This window comes from Mycoplasma sp. 2045 (genome assembly GCF_024582715.1).
GTDB lineage: Bacteria > Bacillota_I > Bacilli_A > Mycoplasmatales > Metamycoplasmataceae > Mycoplasmopsis.
In genome coordinates this window covers 495,320-519,259 of the sequence record NZ_CP102083.1, presented here as the reverse complement: position 1 = coordinate 519,259, position 23,940 = coordinate 495,320, and the positions used below count along the sequence as shown (strand labels likewise).

Sequence of the window (23,940 nt, the reverse complement as noted above, 5' to 3'; positions counted from 1 at the left end):
CTTTAAATATGTAAACATATTTAGATGAGGCAAATAAAAAAACTTGAAATTAATCAAGTTTAGTAATTTAATCTAACACGTTTTTTAGTTTCAAATTGATAATCAACTGCTCATAATTTTCCATCAGTGAATTGAAGTGGTAATCCATTTGGAACTTTGTGTTTTGTAGCATAATAAATTTTGACTCTTTTGTTATCTAAAATAACATAAGCACCTGGGTTCGATGAGAATGCTCTGATTTTATTAAATGCTTGTTCAACTGTTAAATCACTTGTTAAGAGTGCATCTTCTTTTAATAATTTTGGACTTAAAATGACTTTATCTTCATCTTGAACAATTTCCTCAAAATCACCTTTAACATAGTCTACAAGTCATTTTGTTATATTTTCAGTAGCTAATTTTGATAATTTTACAAACAATGTATCAGATGTGTCTGTGTCTTCTATTGGAATTGAAACCATTTTAATAATGTTACCTGCATCCATTTGTTTTGTCATATACATTAATGAAAGTCCGGTTTCTTTATCTCCATAAAGAAGTGAATATTGAATAGGCGCAGCACCTCTATATTTAGGTAACAGCGAACCGTGAATATTAATTGAAGCTAATTTTGGAAGAGCTAAAACTTTTTCAGGAACATATTGACCAAAAGCACAAGTTAGTAAAATATCAAAATCTAATTCTTTAAGTTCGTCATAAATTTGTCCGATTTTTTCAGGTTGAAAAAGTCTAATGTTATATTTTTGAGCTAATAATTTTGTAGGGGTAGGTAAAAGTGCATAACCTCTATTTGCTGGTTTATCAGGTTGCGAAACAATTCCTACAACGTCAAAGTTTTTGATAACTTCTTCAAAAATAGGAACCGAGAACTCGGGTGTTCCTGCTAATAAAATTTTTGTTTTATTCATTTTTCTCCTATCCGATTGAGATTTCCTTGTAAATTAGCTCTCTCATAACTTCAACAATTTTAGTAAGCATTTGTTCAGTTAATTTAGTCGTTGATTTACTATTTTCATTAATTTCTTTTAAGTGTGTAAACATTTTTTCAGATGTAAAGTATGTTCCAAAGAAAGTAATTTTATTATTGATTGATCTTTGTTCTAAAATTTCCATAATTACTGAATCTCAGAATCAAATACTTAAGTTTTTAAGTCCAATTTCATCTAAAACTAACAAATCAACTTCACTAAGTTGTTTTTTAATAAAATCAATGTCATTTGAGTTTTTCTTATCAAATGTTTTTTTGATTTCTTGGTCCAAATCATTTATATTGATGTAAGCAACAGTTTTGTTATCTAATGCAAAAGAGTTTGCGATTCTTGAAAGTAAATTACTTCTTTGAGATTTTCTTACTCCAGAAATTAAAAGACCCTTCATTGATAGTTCATTGTGTTCTTTTAATTTTACCTTTAACTCTTCTACATATTTGTGTAAGTCAATATAGTCTTCATCATTTATAACTACATTTTCAATAACTTCATCATTAATTGGTTCACTGATGTCTGTGAAAATTAAGTGATTTTCTAATCTTAATTTTCTACCTTCATCATTATTTGCTATTTTTCTAACTAACTGCAATTTACCATTTTCATCTCTTAAAAAATAATTTCTAATAGGTAGATTTTTATCGACAGTTCTTTGTTTATAGTAATCAATTAAATGAACAAAATAATCTCAAATTTCCTTATCTGAGATATTTAATTCATCAATTAGTTGTGCTAATATTTCTTTTTTCTTAATATCAGCAATAATCTGTGCAGGATCTATTTTCAAGTTTTTATCTAGAAAAATTCTTCAATCTAGATTTTGATTATTCTTTGTCATTAATTAAGTCTCCAATTAATGTTTAAGAGCATTCTTGAAAGCTTCTTTTTCATGGAAAATTTTTTGTTCTTTTTGATCTTTAAATTTTCCATCAAAATAAGTTTCGATTGTGTCAAATCTCATAAGACCTGCATTTTTAATTTCAACCATCATTGAGTTCGCATGTTTAAATCACTCGTTAGGAGTTGAAGATTTTTCTTTAGAAATATATAAAACATAGTTAATGATTTTTGAGTCAGTAAATTTACTAATTCATTCATCTAATTTGTTTTCAATTTTTTCATTTCTGAAACCATATGAAATTGATTTATAGAAATCTCTTGTGCTTAATTTAATTAAAGCTTCATATTTATTTGAATACTTATATTCATTTAATAAGCTAATAGGTTCTAACATAGAAAAATCAACTGGTGCAAAATCAGCATTTTGTTGTCTTAATTTACCTAAATTAATTAAATTGTCAACAAATTCATTCTTTGGATATTGAGCTTGCTCATTCTCATTATTAAATACATCAAAGAAACTTGCTGAAACATCTTGGATGTGTGGTGTTTCGATGATGTTTGATTTTTTCAATCTATTATTAACTTTAATTTTGAAGTATGTATCACCAATTTTAGATTTCAACATTTCTGAAATTAAATGGTTATTTTTAATACCAGCTGCATTAAGTGGTTTTTGAATACTAAAGATAGTGATTTTTTGTTCATCATCTCTTAAAGTATCAATTAAACCAACGGCTTCAAGTTGTAATCTAGCTTGATTTAATCTGTTTTCGTGCATATTTAAGAATGTAGTTAGAGTTAAAAAATCATAGCTACTTCTTTTGTATTTGCTATCTTTAACAATATCTAATAAATATTGGTAAAGAAAAACAGGGTCAGCACCTAAAAATGGACCGTAAAATTCACGTAAATTACTAAGGTCCTCCATTGTTATTTCGTTAACTTTTTCAACTGCGAAATATTGATAAATCATCGGTGCTTCCTCCTGTTTTTTCTTGTGTTTGAAATTTTGGGTACTCTAATTTTACTTACTTATTTTTTTAGCTCCAAAAATTCTTTTATTTTTTCTTTACTATCTCTAATATTAATAGGGATATGCACAACCTTTTTTGACCTAAAAAAATCTTTTGTGTCTCAATTGTAGTTGTTTTGGTTGTCTAAAATTTCTTTTGTGAAGTTATCCACACCCCTAATTTTTAAGAATTTTGACCTATTTTCTTCATCTATTTGCATATGATAGACCGTAGAGAAAAAGATTGAAAAATCGACTATTTTTGTATATAAAATTGGTATTTCTACAAAATCGTACTGATTTGATTTAAGGTGCTCAAAAATTACTTCAAAAACATACTTTTCAAGTATTTTTAAGTTATTTGGATTTAAACTTACCCATTGCTTAATAAAAGGTTTTCAAACTTGATTATTTTTGATTAAAAAACTACCGATTTTATTGTTAATTTTGTTGATAAAATCAGTATTTTTTTCATATAAATCGTTTACAAATTCATCAAGATTTAATGTTTTGTAACCTAATTCTCTTGCAGTATTTAAAAAGTAAGTTTTACCAGAGCAAATTTTACCTACTATTGCTATCATAATTTAGCATACTTTCTTTTAATCTAACTAATTCAAGTTCATCAAGAATAGACATTGCATTTTGTAGATTAAGTTTTAATAAGTAGTTATCTTTTGATTTATTAAAATCTGGAACATTTGTATATAACTGAGCCATTTTATAACAGAATAGCCCTTGGTCATATCCAGATTCTAATTTTGTAATAATTGATTTTGTAAAATTATCAGCTCAAGTATCTTTTTGTTCATATAAATTAATGAAACTTTTGTATTTATCAAGAATACTGATAGCAGTTTTTTCTCCAATACCTTTAATACCTGGCAAGTTATCGCTGCTATCTCCTGCTAAACCTTTATAATCAGAAACTTGATTTGGATAAATTCCATATTCTTCAGGATAAATATCTAATGTTAATAAATCGAATTTATTTTTTTTAGGTCTCTTAATAATAACTGATGTGTGTTCATCAATTAATTGATGTAAGTCTCTATCTTTTGAAAAGATAATTTTCTCTTCTCCTTGAGCGACATTTTTAACATAAGTGCCGATTAAATCGTCAGCTTCATAACCAGTTTGCTCTTTTCAAGGAATTTCTAAAAGAGTTAACATTTCTTTAATTTTGTCCATTTGAACAAATAATTCAGATGGAGCTGAAGCTCTACCGCTTTTGTATTCATCAAAAGCTTCGTGTCTGAAAGTTTTTCCCTGACTATCAAAAGCTATAAAAATGTGTGTTGGATTAAATTGGTTGAATATTTTAAGAAGTTGATGGAAGAATAAGTTGATTGCATTAGTAGGAAAACCTGTTGAAGTTCTTAAAATGTCATTAGGATTTCCATAATATGTTGCATAAAATGATTGAAAACTTAAGTAGTTTCCATCAACTAATAAATGTAAGTTTTTCTTATCCATTATCTACCTCTTTTCAATCACTAAAGTTATAAAATCCCTTACTAATTTTGATTAAAATCAACATCCTTCTAGGTCTTGTATCATTAAGAATTTCAATAGCTCTATTATTAAAACCAAAAACTGTTACAGATTTTGTTGAATCTGTTACCGATAATCTAGGTCTACCTTTAGCATCCTTAGTCACTTTAGTTAACATAACTTCAATTCACTCATATTGATCTGTAAGCTGATCTAATGTTAATGTATTGTGTTTGTTTGAAATATTTGAATTTAAGTTATAAATGCTTCCTAATAATTGAGATTCGTATTGAATTTGTTCATTTAAGTCACTTGGTATGAGTTCAAATTCAATTTGCTCAATATTTTGCATTTTAATAAACTCTTGGAGTTGTTGTTTTTTGTCGCCTTCAATTTTCTTATATGAAGCGACAAATAAATCATTAAGCTGCTTGCAAATGATTAGTCCATTTAATAAAGTTTGCATTCCATAAAATTCTCTAAATGCATTAACTTTAATAAGTGTTTCAATATTTGACTCAGTTACATTTCCTAAATTTCTTAATCTAAGATATGCAACTATAAAGTTTTCATATTTACCATTTTGATTTCTTTCTTCAAGTATTTTTTCAACAGCACTTTCACCAATTCCTTTAATCATATTGAATGGTAAATAAAGTTCATTATCAACAATTTCAACCATATTTGATGAATTGTTAATTTCGGGTGATTGAACTTTTATGTCTTGATCATTAGCTTCAACGGTATATTTTTTGATATTTTGCTGGTCTGATGATGAATTTGAAATTAACACTTTATAGAAAATAAGTGGGTAGTTTGCTTTATAGAAAGCTAACTTATATGAAATTAATGAATAAGCAACAGCGTGTGATTTATTAAATCCATAAGCAGCGAATTTTTCAATATTTGAATAAATTCTTTCTAATAAGTCTATAGAAATATTGTTTTGCAATCCACCTTTGAAAAATTCAGCTTTATAGCTATGTAATAGCTTTTCATCTTTTTTAGAAATTGCTCTTCTAAGTAAATCAGCCTGAGCAAAAGACATATTTGCAACTTGCTGTGCAATTTGCATAATTTGCTCTTGGTAAACAATAATTCCAAATGTAGGTTTAACAATTTGATCATATAGTGGATGAATTGTTTCTATTCTGTTTTGGTTTTGTTTATTTTTACCATATGTACCAATAAATTCCATTGGACCGGGTCTAAACAACGAAACAATTGCATAGATATCATCAAATGAATCAATTTTAACTTCCTTGATTGTTCTTTGCATTCCTATTGATTCAAGTTGAAAAATTCCATTTGTATGTGTGTTATTAAGTAATTTTTTAGTTTTATCTTCTAATTGAACTGAATAACTATTTCCTATGACTTTTTCAAAAGTCTGTTCAGGTTCTAATAAATCTTCAATTTCTTTGAGAATAGTTAAGTTCTTAAGTGCCAAAAAGTCAATTTTAATAAGGCCATATTTTTCTAAATGGTTTAATGTAAATTGAACTTGTTGAATTAATCCATTATTGTAAATTGTGGGAATAATTTTATTAATTTGTTGATCACAAACAATAATACCAGCAGGGTGTGTTCCGATTTGTCTTGGTAACCCCTCAATTTTTGAAGCATACTCGTGTAAGTTAGGATATTTATCTACATATGATCTATATTTTGAATTAGTTTCATAAGCATCAACAAGACTTAAGTCAGTTGACTTAATTGCATTACAAATTTTTTCAACTTCTGAAAGTGGTACATCTAAGTATCTAGCAACATCTCTGATGCTGTTTTTAAGTGCTAAAGTTTGAAACGTTGTAATTAGAGCAACATTTTCTTCTCCATATTTATTTTTAATGTATTCTAAAACTTCATTTCTTCTGTTATCTTGAATATCAATATCAATATCAGGAAGAGAAACTCTGTCAATATTTAAGAAACGTTCAAATAACAATCCAAATTCGAGTGGATTAATATCCGTAATTCCTAATATATAAGAAATAATTGATCCAGAAGCACTACCTCTACCAGGTCCTACTTCAATTTTATTTTTCTTAGCTCAAGCAATTGCGTCTTGAATAATCAAAAAGTAGTTAATAAAACCTAATTTAGCAATAACAGAAATCTCATAATTAACTCTATTTACAACAACATCTTCACCGAATTTGTAAATAAGTTCTTTAGTTCTATCATTAATTAATAATTTTTTAAATTCTGCTGCTGCATTGTCTGAAAATTTAGCTAATTTGATTGAATTATTAGGTTTAGAAACATTGCAATTTTGTGCAATGTATAACATATTTTTATATACATCTTCGTGAAGATCTTCTCAATCTTCTTCATCTAAATATTCATTATATGTTTGAGTTTCTTCGTTAACTGAACCAATTTTTTGAATAACTCTGAGGATTTCATTATCCTCAAAATTTAAAACTTTTTTAGCTGGTGCATAGACAGTTTGATATTCAAGTGGAGTTTTATTATTTAAATAAAAATTACTTAAATATTTATCAACTGCAATACCTTTAGCCCTATTTCCTAGGTATTGATGGTCGATAATGAAAATATCTGAATTATCAAGTTCATAGTATGAAACTACTTTACCTTCAGATTTAGCATAAATAAGTTGATTAATAAAAGCGTATCCATTATTGTTTTTAGCTAATACAATAACAGTAAATCCTTCTGATAAATAAAGTTCAATACCAATAAGTGGTTTGATATTAAACTTATCTTGCATATCTCAATAATATTGCAATGCATATAAGTTTTCTTTATCTGTTAAAGGTAAGAATTCTAAATTATTTTCAACTGCTAATTTAATGAGTTTTTCAACTCTGATAGCAGAGTTTAAAAATGAATATTCAGTATTTGTGTGAAGATATATTTTTTTCATATTTAAATTATATTTTTCTTTTATCAAACTAACAGAAAATAGCTGATTTTTTTAATTGAATATATCTACTAAATTCATAAAAATTTCGTTAATCACTTATTTTTTTGAGTTCATAAAATCAATTTTTGAATTTTAAAAGCAAAATGTGTAGAAAAATATAAAAAATAGAGTTTTTTATAAAAAATTACAAATAAATAAGATATTGTAACCAATAAGGAGCACAATCAAAATATATAGACATTTAAATTAAAATTAAAAGAAAATCAAAACAATTATTTTAGTAATGATGTTAAATCTAAAACTAATTACCAAATCGATAGAACAATTGAATTTCTAAATGAATTAATCGCCATTCTGAAATCTAATTAAAAAATACAAGCAACTATTACAACAAAAACAGTAATAATTGCTTGTATTTTTACTTTAATCTCTTGGAGCTAGTGTTATTTGCTCATTTTCTATCTTGTATTCATACTTTTCTGAATCAATTTTGTACTCATATTCATCAAGTTCTGGGAACTTAAGTCTAAGAATATACATAATAAGCTCATAAACCATTATCATAGCTCTAACATCATTTTCACAGTACTTTTTAAGTTCAGGAACAATGTCGTTTTCTCAATGTGAATCCCCAATTAGTTTTGCGTGTCTAATTTGCGCTTTTTCCATTGCCATGGTACCTTTTTGGATAACTAATTCTGAATAAGGTGTAATCAATGTTTTGAGTTTTAAATTGTTATGTGTAATGTATTTTTCAACTTTCTTAATGCTACTAAATCTTAGTAGTTCATTAATATAACAAATTCTATCTAATGCAAATGTTTCAATATCACTATTAATTAATTTAACTAATTCTAATGTTTCATTGTTTGTATTTTCTTTAAATACAATGAAATATTTGTCTGAAATTAACCTAGATTTAAGTTCTGTTGATGTAGATTTGAAAATATCGTTTAAGTCAATTGCTAAATTGTTGATTTCATTAATTGCCTGTCTGAAGTTTCCTAATGTTTCAAAATGCAAGTGAATTTGCTCTTGAATTTTTTCATTATTATTTTTGTATTCAATTTCAATTAAATTAAGAAGCTCTTTGTTTCTTGTATTTTCATATGTCTTGTTATATACAACGTAACCTTTTGCATCTTTATCATGAATTATCTTAAACATATATATTGTTTTCGATAAATCAAAGTTTTTTGTGTCTATTACAAAGTTCTCTTTGTAAATTTCTTTACCATTTTGAGTTTTGATAACTGATACCTGGTTAACGATTTGCTGATATGATGATGTACCAGGAATAACTGGATAGATTGATGAAAAACCTTCATAGTCATATCAAACAATTACTGAATCTTTTAAGTGAATTTTAAAGATTTTATCAAGAGCTGCTTTAACATTTATTGCATTTATTTTTTCATATTTGTTAATTAGCTCAAGCACTTTATCTTCAGATTCTTTGACTATTCTACCAAATGAATAAGGTATAAAATCTTTTCCATAAAGATATGCTCTAATAACTAATTTATCAGGTGATTTGAATACATCTGTAGGTATATTAATAAGAGAACTGTTTGAAATCTGTGAGTTTTTGTATGCATTTATATAATCATTTAAACTATTCATTAATTCAAAATTATCTTCAGCATCTTTGCTAAAACAATATCTAAATAAGTTGTAATCAATATTAGATAATTCAGGTGCTAAATAATAAGAATTGATGATTTTGTCAATGTAACTATCAAATGGCTCATAGAAAACATATGACTCAGGTGAACTACCTCTCTTGTCTTTTGTAAGAAAAACACCATTTGCTTTCTCAATTAATGAATTAACTGATTTATAGATATCATGAGTTTCTTTTATTTGGTCTATAAATTCACTAAATGTCTTAATTGCATTAGGCATTGCTACAAATTCTTCAAAATTAAGACCTAAACTTCTATCGCAATAATATCCTCTTTTAGCACTCAAAATAAAGGAATTTGAATTTTTTGTAAAATCATTTAAGTAGTCTTGTTCATTTCACGAATCATACAATGCAAGTGCTCCTGATTTTAACAATCCGTGTTCGATTGGAGTGAATAAATTATAAAAATCATCTTCGCTCGTTCAATCTAATTTATCAGATTTATTACTTGGTTTTGAAGGCGATTTTATCTTTGTCATTGCTGAAAAGACTTCGTAAAAATCAATCTCGTTTTTTTGTGTTAATCTAAGTTTATTAACAAATGGATTAATAATAATTTCGCTAATAGATTCAAGAGGAATATTTGCTTTATTTAGTACGTTGTAGTTATAAAAGTTTTTTTGATATAAGTCTTTCTTAGCTTTATCAACATATGATAAACCTACATATTTTTTAAGTTGCTTATCATATATAAGCGCTGATGAGGTTAAATAAAATACATCGTTTTGATTCTCGATTTTATAAGCAAATACAGGTTCAATAATTACTTTGATTTTCTCATCATTTAAGTAATTAAGAGTTTGTTGTAATTTGACTTCTAAATTATCAATTTGCTTAATATAACCGACTTCATTTGGTTTATAGTTGTGTTTATTTAAATATCAGTTGTATGCATCTAATTTAAATTGCAAGAATTCAGAAACGTTAACTTTAATAAATTCAACTTGTTCGCTGTTTTCTTGTTTTGCAAAAATTGAATCTAATTCGTGTAAGAAATTATTGCTTCAAACAAGTTTGTCTGAATTTGTATCTAGTTCCATTTGTAAGTTTTGCTCAGACATAAATTCAGACACTGTGTTTGCGTCAATTGCATTTTCACTAGATTCATCCTCATCATCATCATCTAATTCATCAATATTGCCAAATTTAATATTGCTTAAATAATCATCGATTGATACATTATATTTATCAAAATAAGCTGATTGTTTAATTCAATCAACTAAGTTATTTGAATGAAAAACAAGTAAAGGATTTTTGAAAAAAACCTTTAGAAAGTTGTTTGCAGTTATCTTAATAATATTTTTTTGCTCCATAATTTACACCCCTTATTTTGATTATATCAAGTTGTCAATATTTGATTGTAACTTCTGTGTTTGAACCATAGGGATAAATAAAAATATCACCAGAAGAATCTCTGGTAATATTTAATTATTTATCATTTTTTAAAGTGTTCTTGAACTTTTTGATATTAAGAATATCCTTGAATTTGTTAAAGAAGTTTTGGAAGATTGAGAACACTTTTTTCTTAGTTTCATATCTATTTGATGAATTTGCTCCACGTGCAAATAATGGTGCTTTGATAGCTGAATCCAATTCTTGTCCATCAAATTTTAAGCTTCCACTTTCGAGTGAGTTAAGAATGTATTCTTTAGCTTGCTCAGCTTGAATGTTTTGGCTATTAATAATTGTGTTAATTTCTTGCCCGGCTCTTTGATGAACGAATTTTTCTCATTCTTCTCAAGTGTTAATTTCAATTTCGTTTTCAGTAGCAGTATTTGAAATATCTTGAATATTGTATTGGTCAATGAATTCTAAAATAAGATCCTTTTTGTTTCTAAGAGAAGTACTTGATTGTGCAAGTTTGCCAACTTCTTTTTTAACTTTTTCAGTATCTGTTTTTTGAGCAAATCTAGTTGCGATTAATCTAATGATGTATTCGACATTAATTTCATCTTGTTGAACTAATTCGATTTCAAAGACAATATCATTGATTATATTTTCTTTGTAACCATCATTCTTTTCCTTGTCCTTAAATTCATTTCAAATATTTAAGTAGTGAGATTGATAATCTTGCAAGTCTCTGTCAGGAATAATTTTATTAGCTTCTTGTTGAAATTCATCAAACACCATTAGAGTATTCTTGCATTTTAAGATTTTTCCAAATAACTTAGCAAATTCTTTCTTCTTACTTTCAGGGAAGTATTCGATTCTTTGATCTAAATTCTCAAGTGGGAATTTTTCTTTTATTTCATTAACATAGTCAATGTAACCCTTAACGTGCACACCCGTTTTCTCATTAGTTTCACCTTTTAAGTAGAAGTTATAATCTCTAAATAAAGCTGTATTAGAAGCTTCTTTATCGTTAAGAGCAAATAATGCAATAGCATCTTGAACTTCTTTTCTTAAATTTCTAAAGCAAACAATGTTTCCACATACTTTAACAGAATTTAAAATTCTGTTTGTTCTCGAAAACGCTTGAATTAAACGGTGATATTCAAGTTTTCTATCAACTCATAAAGTATTTAATGTAGGTGAGTCAAATCCAGTTAAGAACATATCAACAACTATTAAGATATCAATATCTTTGTTTTTCATTCTTAATGAAATATCTTTATAGTAGTTAGCAAATCCTTCGGCACCATCTAATGAGAAGTTGGTTTTGAACATTTGATTATAATCATCCATAGCTTGTGCTAAGAATTCTTTATCAGTTGAATCATAAGTTACATTTGTAGGGATATCAATATCTTCTTCCTCAAAAACTCCTGATTCAGGATCTGGATTAGGTGCATATGTGAATATTGTTGCAATTCTTAAATTTCTATGTTGCTCTGCTAATTGTTTTTTGAATTCAAGGTAGTATTTTTTAGCCATCAAGATATTTTCAACTGTAAAAATAGAGTTGAAACCTTGAAGGTTTGTATCAACTTTTATTTCTTTAGCAGTGTTATCCTTGCTTTTAACCATTTCATCATAGTTAACTAATTTAGAAAATGAGTAACCATCTTTTGCTCTGGTTTTTCTATCAAAGTTTTCAAGAATGTACTTAACATTCATTGCGACTCTTTTGTCTGATTCCTTGATACTTTTCTTATCGATTCCATATATTTTCTTATCTTCAATACCAGAAGCAGATTTAAATGTATTCAAGAAATCAACTTTAAATTTAAGAACATTATGGTCTCTAATACCATCTAAAATTGTGTAAGTATGAAGTTGATCTTTGAATATATCAGTTGTTAGCATTTGACCATTTGTTGTATTTGCGTTTTCAACAAATATAGGTGTTCCAGTAAATCCAAATAAGAAGTATTTTTTGAACTTGTTAACAATTCTTTTATGCATCTTACCGAATTGTGAACGGTGACATTCATCAAAGATGAAGACAACTTTTTTATCATATATAGTTGATTTAGGTGTTTTTTCAATAAATTTTGAAAGTTTTTGAATTGTTGTGACTAAAATTTTAGATCTTTCATCTTCAACAGTTTCATTTTTAAGCACTTGACTTAAAATGTTTGTCGATTGTACACCTTTAACACTTCCTTTTTCAAAACGGTTATATTCATTAATTGTTTGGAAGTCTAAGTCTCTTCTATCTACAACGAAGATAACTTTTTCAATGTCATCTAATTCTTTTGCTAATTCAGCGGTCTTAAATGATGTAAGTGTCTTACCTGAACCGGTAGTATGTCATACATATCCAGTTGCATCTTTTTTACCTCAGTTACCTAATGAAGACGTCATTTTAATTTTTGAAATGATTGCTTCAGTAGCTGCAATTTGGTATGGACGCATTACTAATAGTTGTTTATTTGAATCAAAGACACAATATTTAGTAAGAATATTTAATAATGTGTGTCTTGAAAAGAATGTTCTAGTAAAGTCAATAAGATCAGTTATTTTTCTATTCTTACCATCTGCTCAATATGATGTATATTGGAATGATTGTTTACTTTTCTTAACAGCTGAACCAGATTTGTTTGATGAAGTTTTTAAATCTCTAGTTGTATTTGAGTAGTATTTTGTTTCAGTTCCATTACTAATGACAAAGATTTGAATAAATTCAAAGAAACCTTCATCAGATCAGAAGCTTTCACTTTGGTATCTTTCAATTTGATTGAAAGCTTCTCTGATGTCTACACCTCTTCTCTTAAGTTCGACGTGAACCAAAGGAAGACCATTTACTAAAATAGTTACATCATATCTATTTTTGTATTTACCATGGTCAGCTTCATATTGATTAATTACTTGAAGTATGTTGCTTTGTGGATTTTTAAAGTCAATTAATCTAATGTTTTTAGTTTGGGATTCACCATTAGATAATTCTCTTCTAAGAGGAATAATGTTATTTTTTTGGATAATTTCAGTTTTTTCTTTAATACCCTTACCTTCTCCTGAAACTTCAGAAATAATATGTGTTCATTCATTATCTGTAAAAGTAACTTGATTTAATCTTTCAATTTGCTTTCTAAAGTTATTTTTAAGTTCTTCTGAATTTTTGATTTGAATATACTCATAACCTTGATTAGTTAGAAGATTAATAAACTCTTTTTCTAAATCGGCTTCTGACTGATAATTTGTAGGTCTTTGTCTTTGTTTTTCAAAATCAAACTCAGCAATAACTGTGTTTTCAGGAGTATGTAATATTGCGTGATTTTCTTTTGCCATAGTAAATCCACCTTTATTTGATATTATATGTTGCTTATATTAGTTTTATACAAATTGGATATAGGTATTAAAGTGTTAATTATTTTTATCTGATAATTTATCAAATATTAAATTTCTATAATATTCATATTGTTGTTGTCTTCTTGCTTCTTCAGCCGGAAGACCCATTTTTAAATTGTTGCACATAGTGTCAAAAGTATCTAGAATCTCGACTATTTTGTTTTGAGTTTCTAGTGATGGTAATTTGATTTGTAAATCAAGAATTTGAAAATCCCTTAAGTAACCTTGGCTTGAGTTTTGTTTATTAGTCTCTAATTTCTCTTGAACACTCTTGCTGTTGAATCAGTATTGGAAAAATTTAATATTTATTATTTCACTAATAAATCTCAATAAATAAATATTTTGACCATAGAACATTGTATTTTCACCGACAATAGCACTTTGGCCAATTCTTCCAATCATTGTGATTAGGAAGTCATTATGATAAATTTCTCTATTTTTTCTAAATTTATAAAAATCTTCTTCCGAAATGTATTTAACATCATCAAAATTTATAATGTTATTAATTATATTTTTAGAAGTAATGTAAGGAATGCCATCTTTAATGTATCTAGGTGTAGATGGCATTAATCAAAATGAAGTCTCTAATAAGTTACTTAAAGTTAATTCTAAGCTACCAAATATATATTGAATTAACTTAATTAAACCTGTGGTTAAGTTATCTTCTCTCTCTCTCTCTCTCATTAATTTTTCAAATGAGTTAGTTTCAAGATATTTAAAAATTGAATCTCTGTAAAATTCGTATTGCTGCTGTCTTTTAATTTCTTCGGCTGGAAGTCCGATTTTAAGATCTTTACAAATTGATTCAAAATTTTCTAGCGTATTAACTATTTTATTTTGTATTTCCAGAGAAGGAACTTTTACTTCAATATCAAAGATATCTGAAGTATTTATATTTGGTTGTGAAGATTTTAAGTAAAACTGTTTAATTCAATTAGGGATTATATTATTTAGATAAAAGTAAATGAATTTTAGGTTAATAATATCTAATTGGGTTTCGATTTTTCCAACCCTTTGATTTATATAACAGTTTAATTCTTCACTTGAATAATAAGTTTTACCAATTGTATTTCCTGACATAGCTATTAATATGCAATTTTTATTAACTTTGTATTTAGATAAATCATTGTTAGGATATGAACTAAAATTAAATTTTTCAGCATTATTAATGTTTAAATTGTTGTTTTTGTCAATGTTTGCTATTTTTATGATTGATGCTGCAGGTTTGCTATCATCAAAATTTGCATTTGTTAGGAAGTTAAATCCATTTGTAAATTGAATTAGTTTAGATAATTTTAATGAAATAGTTTGATCAAAGATATATTGAATTAACTTAATTAAACCTGTGGTTAAGTTATCTTCTCTCTCTCTCTCTCTCTCATTAATTTTTCAAATGAATTAGTTTCAAGATATTCAAAGATAGAGTTTCTATAAAATTCATATTGTTGTTGTCTTTTTATTTCTTCTGATGGGAGACCGATTTTAAGATCTTTACAAATAGCTTCGAAATTATCAAGAACTTTGACTATTTTCTCTTGAGTGTTAAGGTTTGGTAAGCAAATTGTTAAATCTTCGATATCTTTTTTTGATATTGTATATCTTTGAGAGCCTTTTGCTTTTTTTGTAAAGTATTTTTTTGTTAAAGAAGAATTGATATAGTAGTTTAAAAATTTGGAAGTAACTAAATTGTTTTTAAACAATCTTATTCTACAAATGTGATAGCTATACAAACAATTTTCTAAATCTTCTAAGACCACTGCACTTTTTGCTATTTCAGCAATCGTTTCAGAAGATGGTGTTATAAATATGTCGCCCTTTAAGATATTGCATTTTTCAATTTCATTCTCACTTGCACTAACAACCATTCCGGGAATCGCTTTGTTTATTTCATTGTTGTTAAAAACATCTAGATAATTTAAAATTGAAACTCTTTTTTCATTTTCTAATATTTTTTTATCTATACCTGTGTTTGAGACTTCTGCGATTTCGTTTAATTTTTTGCTAAAAAAATTAATGTCATTTCACAAATTGTTGTTTGATAACAATTTGTCTCTGTAATATTCATACTGTGTGGATCTAGCTTTCAGCTCCGCTTTCAGCTCCGCTTTCAGCTCCGTTGAATACTCGGTAAATTTATCAAGAATTTCAACTATTTTGTTTTGAACATTTATATTAGGAAGAACAATTTTAAATTTTTCAATCATTGGTTTTCTTAAAGATATAACAGTTGATTTGATACATACTTTATTTATATAATTAAGAAATTTACTTTTTATGTAATAGTAAAGATATTTGGTGTTGACTAAATCTTTGTCTTTTACATTAATCCTATAAACTCTTTGATGTAATGAATACTTACCATTAAAATATAAAATGTTTTCTTCTTTTATACCTTCTCCAGGTATAAAAATTGATTCATCATCATATTGATATTGGTTTGTTCATAAAACTTTATTAGATCTAACAAACAATCTGTATTTACCATTTTCAAGTTTATCTTGTTTATTTGACTTACCATTATTGATTGTTGCTATATCTGATAATGATAATTTTTTTATTTCAGTTCCTAAAGAATTTAATAACTCTTCAAATAACTTCATTACTCTTCTCCTTCAAGTTCAGCAATGATTTTATCAATTTCACTACGTAAAACAGCTTGACGAGCAACAATTTCTTTTATTTCTTGATTTAACTTCTTAATATCAATAACTTCTCTTGTGTCTTCTTTTTCAACATAAGTATTTACAGAAAGACTGTAATTATTATTTGCTATATCTTCAGCTCTAACAATTTTAAGGACATTTACTTTATCTTCGTCTGAATTGTATAAATTGATAATGTTTTGAATGTTTTCATCGGTTAACTTGTTGTTATTTGCAATTTTAATGAACTCCTTACTTGCGTCAATGAATTTAACTTCATTGCTTGTTTTATTTTTCTTAATTACAAGGATGCAAGTTGAAATACTTGTTCCATAGAATAAGTTGTCTGGTAATTGAATAATTGCATCAACAAAGTTGTTATCTACAAAGTATTTTCTGATTTTAGCTTCAGCTCCGGCACGATACATAATTCCAGGGAAACAAACAATTGCAGCTGTACCGTCTGCTGAAAGTTTGTGAAGCGCGTGTTGGACGAATGCTCAGTCAGCTTTAGATTTAGGAGCTAGCACACCAGCTGGTGCAAATCTAGGGTCAGCAATTAATGTTGCATTAGCATCGCCTTCTCATTTAATTGAGTAAGGTGGATTAGAAACGATTACATCAAATGGTTCTTCCTCATCTAAACCAGGATGAGTTAATGTGTCATCACAAATGATTTTAAACTTACTGTAGTTAATATCGTGTAAGAACATATTGATTCTACATAAGTTATAAGTAGAAACATTAATTTCTTGTCCATAAAGACCTTCTTTAATGTTGTCTTTTCCAAGCACTTTAACTGATTGAAGTAATAAAGAACCACTACCAGCACACATATCATAAACTTTTCTAACTTCAGTTCTATTTCCAAGAGCAAGTTTGAAAAGTAATTTACTTACTTCTTGTGGAGTGAAAAATTCACCACCTGATTTACCTGCATTTTGTGCATACATAGAAATTAAAAACTCATATGCATCACCAAATAAGTCGATAGTGTTGTCTTGAAAGTTTCCAAGTTGCATTTTTTTAACACCTGTAAGAAGTGCTCTTAATGTAGCGTTACATTTTGAAACTGTGTTTCCTAATTTGTTGCTGTTAACATCAAAATCTTCGAAAAGTCCTTTAAGGTCCCCTTCACTTGAACGACCCTTTGCAGAATTTTCAATGTTTTTAAAGATATTTTCAAGTGTTTCATTTAAGTTTTCATCGTTGACTGCATTAGCTTCAACATTTGTAAAAAGTTGTGATGGGTAAATGAAAAACCCCTTTGCAGAAATAATAGCTTCTTTTATATCGTCAGTAATTTCGTCATCACTTAAAGCTTCATAATTAAACTCTAAATCACCACTTTCGTGCTGAATGGTATTTACATATCTTGTGATACTTTCTGAGATAAAACGATAAAAAAGTGTTCCAAGTACATAGTTTTTGAATTCTCATCCATCAACTTGACTTCTTAATTGATCAGCGATGTTTCAAATTGTTTTATGCAATTCAGCTCTTTGTGTTTCTTTTGTATTGTCCATAGTAATCCCTTTCATTTACACCTAAATTGTTGTTATTTTAAATTATATTAAAATATTCTATATTTTAATGCTAGATATATGTTATTCTGGTGTTGATTTTTTATTTAAAAAACTATTTAACACTTAGTCAGTTCGTATAACTATCTTTCATAATAAATTGATAACTTTTGTCATTTAAAGTTATTCTAAAAAAAAAAAAAAAAAACAAAGAAATAAACTAGGTAAACTAGGACAAGTCTTATAGACAATTTATAAAAAACTCAAAGCATCTCAACATTGTTGAGGTGTTTTTCAATTTAACACAGATTGAAATCTTTCATTGTTATATCATTCAATGTAATCTTTGATAATGTTTTTGAGTTTATCAAAGCAAATTGTTTTGTAATTTACAAAGTTTAAACACTCAGATTTAATGTTTGAAAAGAAATATTCAACTTCCCTATTATCTAATGAATTTCCAACCCTACCCATAGATACATTACCATTGTTTTTGACAACTACATCGAGATATTTAGATGATGAATATTGAAATCCGTGATCGGAATGAAGGATTCAAGGTTTTTTAAACTTGATATCCTTGATGTGTGAAATAACTAAATCTGTGTCATTTCTTCTTGATAAGTTTCAATTTAAAATTTTCTTTGTTTTATGATGTATTGCAACTGAAAGATAAACGTGGTTTTCATCTATATCGTTTGGTGCTTTTATATATGAAACATCTGTCGCAATAATATTATTTGTAATCCCATTGTAATCTCTATTTACAAGATCTTTAATCTTAACATTTGTATTCTTGATTTCTCTGACTTTACGTTTTGGCCTAACTACACAAATTAGATTTAATTTGTTCATTATTCTTCCCAATGTTCTGTAATTTATGTCTATTTTATATACTTTTAGTATATAAATGCTCAATCTTCAACGACCAAAACGACCTTTATTTTCATAAAAGGCCTTTTTGACAATTGAATGTAATTCTTCATTTTCAGTCTTTTGAGAGACTTCTTTATCGAATTGCGAAATTTTCTTATAAAAAGTAGATTTTGGTATTCCTAAAAATATATAAATTGTTTATTTGTAACAGAAGATGATTTCTTGATTTTGCTTCAATCAATTTCCATTTTATTATCTCTGAAAATTTCAAGCATAATTTTTATGAATTCATTCTTTTGCTCATCAGTCATTTCTTCAATCATTGAATCATCCGTTTCAATAGGTTTCTTTTAGGTCTTCCAGAACCCTTTCCTTTTTAGGAGCTGTTCCTGTTTTTGAAAATATTACAGTTTCGTCTTTTTGATATTCTCTAAATTTATTTCAAATTCTACGTCTAACATTTTCTTTAAAGTAATCCTTATTATATTTTTCTGAAATATAAGATGCAAATTTGTATTCATATTCATTTGTGTATTCTCAATTTTCTATTCATTTGAATAGATCTAATCATTCATAATGTTTCAATTGTTTACCCATTTGTAAAATCCTTTCTCTTATTGTAAACAAAAAGTAGACAGTTTTTTATTTTCTGTCTACTTTTCTTGTCCTAGTTTATAATCAAACTCCTTTATAAAAACAAAACCACCTTTGTTTGAAGTTAAGAATTAACACACTTGTTTTGTATTGTTAAAATGAAGAACTCATAAAATTCAAGTATGTGGATTTACAACCTCACTAAATATTCGATTTTATGGGTTCTTTTTTGTTGTTTTAGTAGCTTATTTCGCCAATTTTAGCAACCTAAAAAAATATTACAAAAAAGGTGATATAACTTTCTAAAAGTATTAAAATAGAAACATGCTACCAATTAAAAAGGCTATAAAAAAAATGACATATATGCAAATGCATACTTTTATATTTGCAATCTTTTTTTTATTAATTTCTGTAGTATTTTTATCTCTTATAGGAATTAATCGTGGTCTATTTTTTGGGTATGCATTAGGTGGTCTACTAATTTATTTTTTATTTAAATTAAACTGACTTTTTGCGTATTTATTTCTAAGAAATAAAAAAACAAAATTGTATGCTTTATCGATTTTAAAATCAGTTTTATTTTTCTTAATTTTAGGTGCTATTGTGTACTTAATGTTTTTTATTAATACAGAGTACTTAAAACAAATGCAGATTACCGAATATTCAGTATTGCAAGTATTAGATCAACCATTTAATTTCTTTGCATTTGCTGGAGGAATATTAACTAATATTTTTGTGATTATCATCACAGAAATAGTTAATAAAAAAATAAGAAACTAAAAAGAAAGGAGATGAGCAGGATGGATACATTTTTAAAAGGTCTTTGAGTTTGAAATCAACCACAAATGTTATCGCTTGTAGTTACTGTTTTTATAGTGCTAATTATTTGTTTAGTTGTCTATTTCAAAGTATCAAAGATTAAACCAAATGAAGCTCCGAAAGGTGTAGTACTCATTGCTGAAGGTTATGTTAAATTCATTGACAAAACTTTTGATGATGCAACTGGTGGAACACAAGTGCAAAATTCAAGATACTATATTTTGACTTTAGCTACTTTTATTCTAATTGGTAACCTTACAGCTGTCTTTGGTTTAGAACCGATCGTAACATCTTATTCAGTTCCGTTAACATTAGCTTTAATGAGCTGACTTGGTATCTTTGTTTGTGGCGCAGTGTACCGTAAGTGAAGATATCTAAAATCATTTATCAACCCACTTGATTTACCTGGTAAAGTATCTCCTCTTATTTCTCTTAGTTTTCGTATTTATGGAAATGTTATAGGAGGATCTACAGTTATTTTCTTATTTTATTCATTCTGTGGATGAATATGGACAAAAGTAACAGGGTCAAGTAATCAACAATTCTTCTTTGGGTTGATTTTATCACCTGCACTACACTTTTATTTTGACTTATTCGGCTCTACCTTACAAGCTTACATATTTTCACTTTTAACACTTGTATACTGAACAATTGAGTCAACTGCAGAAGAAGTTAAACCTAAAAAACTTAAAAAAGGTAAATCAAAAATTGTAAGAAGTAACAAAAACCTTAATTCACAATTATCACAAGCAATTTATTAAATAGAAAAGAGGATTAATTATGATTGAAACAGTAACAAAATTTTTAGAAGAAACTGCAAATAACACTACTCAAGCAGCTGCACAAAATGGTGGAGACATCAAATCAGGTCTTGTTGCTATTGGTGCAGGATTAGCTGCAATCGGTGTTTTAGGAACAGGTATCGGTCAAGGTTATGCTGCTGGTAAAGCTGCAGAAGCTGTTGGAAGAAATCCTGAAGCAGAATCAAAAATCCGTTTAATGTTAATTATCGGTGTTGGTATTGCTGAAACAGCTGCTATTTATGCATTTATTATTGCTTTATTATTAATGTTCATTAAATAATAACTATGGTTCAAAATTTAATTTATCTTAAGCAAGAATCATTGAATCAACAAGTCCAAGAAAAATTCAATGGACTATTTCCAAGTGTTCCAATGATGATTGCTACTATCATCGCTTTTTTAATTGTGTTTTTATTACTTACATATCTTTTATATAAACCAGTTAAAAAGATGATGAAAAATAGAACAAATTTCATCCAAGAAAATATCAACAGTGCTATTAAACAAAAAGAAGACAGCTTACAAGTTTTAAACGATGCAAACGAAAAACTTAAAGAAGCTCACAAGCAAGCAGATAGCATTGTTAACAAAGCAAAAATAAAAGCTGGTGAAGTTTCTAAAACTTATATTGACAAAGCAAAAGCAGAGTCATATAGATTACTTGAAGAAACTAACCAAGATATAGCGTTGCAAAAGAAAGAATTTGATGCTAATGCTAAAAAATATGTAATCCAAGTAGCTACAGAATTAGCAGAGAAAATCTTACGTAAAGAAATTTCTCCACAAACTCAAGATGAAATTATTAAAAACTATCTTGAATCAAGTGAGTAATTAACTTTTACAGCTATATAACTACTATAAAAGTAAAATAGCAAAACTTTTAAGATTTTATTATGTACAAAAAAAGAAATACATCTGCATATGCAGTAGCAATTTATGACTTGGTCAAAAAACAAGATAAATTTAAATTAATTCAACCTCAATTTGAGGCTGTTAAAGATTTAATTGACACAATTCCAGGTTTTATCGAATATTTAGGAAACGACTTAATTCCTGAAGCTGAAAGATTCAAAACAATCGATATGGCTTTTGATAAAAATCAATTTGACTATATTGTAATTAACTCTATTAAAGTTATAGTTCAAAGAAAAATGGTGTCTCAATTAAAAAACATCATCATTGAATATTTAAAGTTATCAAATGATGCATTAAGAATTCGTTATGTAGTAGTTGAATCAGCTTTCCCATTAAGTGATGAGCAACTTCAACAAATCAACGACAAACTTCAAAAAGTTACAAGACGTACAATTGAAATTCACAATGTAATTAACCCAAATATTATTAGTGGATTTAGAATTGTGTCTAAAACCGAAGTTATTGAAATGAACATACTACACGACTTAAACAAAATCAAAAACGAAATTATTTTTAAACAAAAAGAAAAGGAGGTGTAATTTATGGCTATCAAATTAGATGATATTTCTGCAATCATTAAAGAAAGAATTCAAAACATTGGTAAAGTAGCTGACAGATCAGAAATTGGTCAAGTTATCTCAATTGGTGATGGTATTGCTGTTGTATCAGGTCTTCAAAAGGTTAAAAACGCCGAAATCGTAGTTTTTGACAACGGTGTTTATGGACTTGCTTTAAACCTTGAAGAAGAAACAGTTGGAGTTGCTTTATTTGGTGATGCTAACTCTGTTTCTGAAGGAGATATTGTTAAAAGAACAGGTCAAGTTATTGACGTAAATGTTGGTGATGCTCTTTTAGGTAGAGTTGTTAACGCCCTTGGAGAACCAATTGATGGTAAAGGTAAAATTCAAGGAACAATTAAAAGTGAAATCTTCAAAATTGCTCCTGGTGTTATGACTAGAGAAGAAGTTAACCAACCACTTGAAACAGGTATTATTGCGATTGACTCAATGATTCCAATCGGTAAAGGTCAAAGAGAGCTTATCATCGGTGACCGTCAAACTGGTAAAACAGCTATGGCTATTGATGCTATCATCAACCAAAAAGGTAAAAACGTTAAGTGTGTTTACGTAGCAATAGGGCAAAAAAACTCAACAGTTGCGCAAATCGTTAACAAACTTAATGAATTTGGTGCGCTTGATTACACAGCAGTAGTTGTTGCAGGAGCTTCAGAATTAGCTCCACAACAATACATTGCTCCATATACAGGAGTTACTATTGCAGAATACTGAATGTCTCAAGGGCAAGACGTATTAATTGTTTATGATGATTTATCAAAACACGCAGTTGCATATAGAACGCTTTCACTTCTTTTAAGAAGACCACCTGGTCGTGAAGCTTACCCTGGAGATGTTTTCTACTTACACTCTCAACTTTTAGAGCGTGCAGCTAGACTTAACAAAGAAAATGGTGGAGGTTCAATTACTGCACTTCCAATCATCGAAACTCAACAAGGGGATATTTCAGCTTATATTCCAACTAACGTAATTTCAATTACAGATGGTCAAATTTTCACAAAAGAATCATTATTTAACTCAGGACAAAGACCTGCTGTTGATATTGGTTTCTCAGTTTCTCGTGTTGGTTCAGCTGTGCAAATTAAAGCTATGAAGCAAGTTGTTGGTTCACTTAAACTTGAACTTGCTCAATACAACGAAATGTTAGCTTTTGCTCAATTTGGTTCAGACCTTGATGAGTCAACTAAATCAATTTTAGAACACGGTGCTAAAGTATATGAACTTTTAAAACAAGAACAATACTTTGCGATTCCACAAGTTACACAAGCTATTATTCTTTTAGGAGTTAAAGAAAGAATTATTAACCCACTTCCAAAAGAATACATCAAAGAATACAGAGATAACGTTATTGCACTTGTAAACAAAACAGCTGAAGGTATGGAACTTTTCTCAAACATTGCTTCAAAAGGTTTATTCACACCTGAAGATTACCAAACAACAGAAAAAGTATTAGTTAAGATAGTACAAAACATCATCGCTACAATTCCTAACTATGATCCTAAGTTGCATAAAGCATTTCCTAAAAAATACAATGACTTACTTAAATAATT

General features: G+C 27.7%; 19 protein-coding genes. 6 read left to right on the top strand and 13 right to left on the bottom strand.

Translation table 4 applies throughout. From position 1 onward, the window contains the following. Positions 1-59: 59 nt before the first annotated feature. The 13 genes from fmt to NPA13_RS01980 all read right to left on the bottom strand — a co-directional run bounded on the left by fmt (position 60) and on the right by NPA13_RS01980 (position 19,281). Entirely contained in the window at positions 60-908 is an 849-nt protein-coding gene (gene fmt, locus NPA13_RS02040) for a methionyl-tRNA formyltransferase (RefSeq protein WP_257088764.1), read from the bottom strand. A 7-nt stretch (positions 909-915) separates the two neighbouring features. Further along, positions 916-1,824 (bottom strand): hypothetical protein, encoded by a 909-nt coding sequence (locus NPA13_RS02035; protein WP_257088762.1) that lies wholly within the window; start codon positions 1,822-1,824, stop codon positions 916-918. Positions 1,825-1,839: 15 nt separating this feature from the next. Next, positions 1,840-2,802, bottom strand: coding sequence for a hypothetical protein (locus NPA13_RS02030; RefSeq protein WP_257088760.1), 963 nt, complete (start codon positions 2,800-2,802; stop codon positions 1,840-1,842). 59 nt (positions 2,803-2,861) lie between these two features. Further along, complete coding sequence (locus tag NPA13_RS02025) at positions 2,862-3,425, bottom strand: dephospho-CoA kinase (protein ID WP_257088758.1); 564 nt, start codon at positions 3,423-3,425, stop codon at positions 2,862-2,864. Next, positions 3,406-4,317, bottom strand: coding sequence for a 5'-3' exonuclease (locus NPA13_RS02020; RefSeq protein ID WP_257088756.1), 912 nt, complete (start codon positions 4,315-4,317; stop codon positions 3,406-3,408). The genes NPA13_RS02025 and NPA13_RS02020 overlap by 20 nt, the downstream gene beginning before the upstream one ends. After that, entirely contained in the window at positions 4,310-7,225 is a 2,916-nt protein-coding gene (gene dnaE / locus NPA13_RS02015) for a DNA polymerase III subunit alpha (protein ID WP_257088755.1), read from the bottom strand. The genes NPA13_RS02020 and dnaE overlap by 8 nt, the downstream gene beginning before the upstream one ends. A gap of 423 nt (positions 7,226-7,648) precedes the next feature. Next, positions 7,649-10,225: a DUF2779 domain-containing protein gene (locus NPA13_RS02010; protein WP_257088753.1), complete on the bottom strand. Its 2,577-nt coding sequence runs from the start codon at positions 10,223-10,225 to the stop codon at positions 7,649-7,651. Between the two features lie 115 nt (positions 10,226-10,340). Further along, positions 10,341-13,583, bottom strand: a complete 3,243-nt coding sequence (locus NPA13_RS02005) for a type I restriction endonuclease subunit R (RefSeq protein WP_257088751.1) — start codon at positions 13,581-13,583, stop codon at positions 10,341-10,343. A 75-nt stretch (positions 13,584-13,658) separates the two neighbouring features. Then, positions 13,659-14,813, bottom strand: coding sequence for a restriction endonuclease subunit S (locus NPA13_RS02000; RefSeq protein WP_257089777.1), 1,155 nt, complete (start codon positions 14,811-14,813; stop codon positions 13,659-13,661). 179 nt (positions 14,814-14,992) lie between these two features. Beyond that, positions 14,993-16,243 carry a restriction endonuclease subunit S gene (locus NPA13_RS01995; protein ID WP_257088749.1) on the bottom strand — a complete coding sequence of 417 codons (1,251 nt, stop codon included), beginning with the start codon at positions 16,241-16,243 and terminating at the stop codon, positions 14,993-14,995. After that, entirely contained in the window at positions 16,243-17,811 is a 1,569-nt protein-coding gene (locus NPA13_RS01990; RefSeq protein ID WP_257088747.1) for a type I restriction-modification system subunit M, read from the bottom strand. The genes NPA13_RS01995 and NPA13_RS01990 overlap by 1 nt, the downstream gene beginning before the upstream one ends. Positions 17,812-18,060: 249 nt before the next feature. Beyond that, positions 18,061-18,663, bottom strand: coding sequence for a DDE-type integrase/transposase/recombinase (locus tag NPA13_RS01985; protein WP_257088745.1), 603 nt, complete (start codon positions 18,661-18,663; stop codon positions 18,061-18,063). A 273-nt stretch (positions 18,664-18,936) separates the two neighbouring features. Beyond that, positions 18,937-19,281 (bottom strand): hypothetical protein, encoded by a 345-nt coding sequence (locus NPA13_RS01980; protein WP_257088743.1) that lies wholly within the window; start codon positions 19,279-19,281, stop codon positions 18,937-18,939. Positions 19,282-19,602: 321 nt separating this feature from the next. On the opposite strand from NPA13_RS01980, the gene NPA13_RS01975 reads away from it, so the two are divergent. The 6 genes from NPA13_RS01975 (at position 19,603) to atpA (ending at position 23,938) form a co-directional block, all read left to right on the top strand. Further along, a complete protein-coding gene (locus tag NPA13_RS01975; RefSeq protein WP_257088741.1) occupies positions 19,603-20,058 on the top strand; it encodes a hypothetical protein in 456 nt (151 codons plus the stop codon). Positions 20,059-20,078: 20 nt separating this feature from the next. Further along, entirely contained in the window at positions 20,079-20,858 is a 780-nt protein-coding gene (locus NPA13_RS01970) for a F0F1 ATP synthase subunit A (protein ID WP_257088739.1), read from the top strand. A 19-nt stretch (positions 20,859-20,877) separates the two neighbouring features. Beyond that, on the top strand, positions 20,878-21,180 hold the full coding sequence (gene atpE, locus NPA13_RS01965) for an ATP synthase F0 subunit C (RefSeq protein ID WP_257088737.1): 303 nt from the start codon (positions 20,878-20,880) through the stop codon (positions 21,178-21,180). Positions 21,181-21,185: 5 nt separating this feature from the next. After that, positions 21,186-21,731, top strand: a complete 546-nt coding sequence (atpF, locus tag NPA13_RS01960; protein ID WP_257088735.1) for a F0F1 ATP synthase subunit B — start codon at positions 21,186-21,188, stop codon at positions 21,729-21,731. Positions 21,732-21,793: 62 nt separating this feature from the next. Beyond that, a complete protein-coding gene (atpH, locus tag NPA13_RS01955; RefSeq protein WP_257088733.1) occupies positions 21,794-22,354 on the top strand; it encodes an ATP synthase F1 subunit delta in 561 nt (186 codons plus the stop codon). Between the two features lie 3 nt (positions 22,355-22,357). Continuing rightward, positions 22,358-23,938, top strand: a complete 1,581-nt coding sequence (gene atpA / locus NPA13_RS01950; RefSeq protein ID WP_257088731.1) for a F0F1 ATP synthase subunit alpha — start codon at positions 22,358-22,360, stop codon at positions 23,936-23,938. The last annotated feature ends 2 nt before the right edge of the window (positions 23,939-23,940 follow it).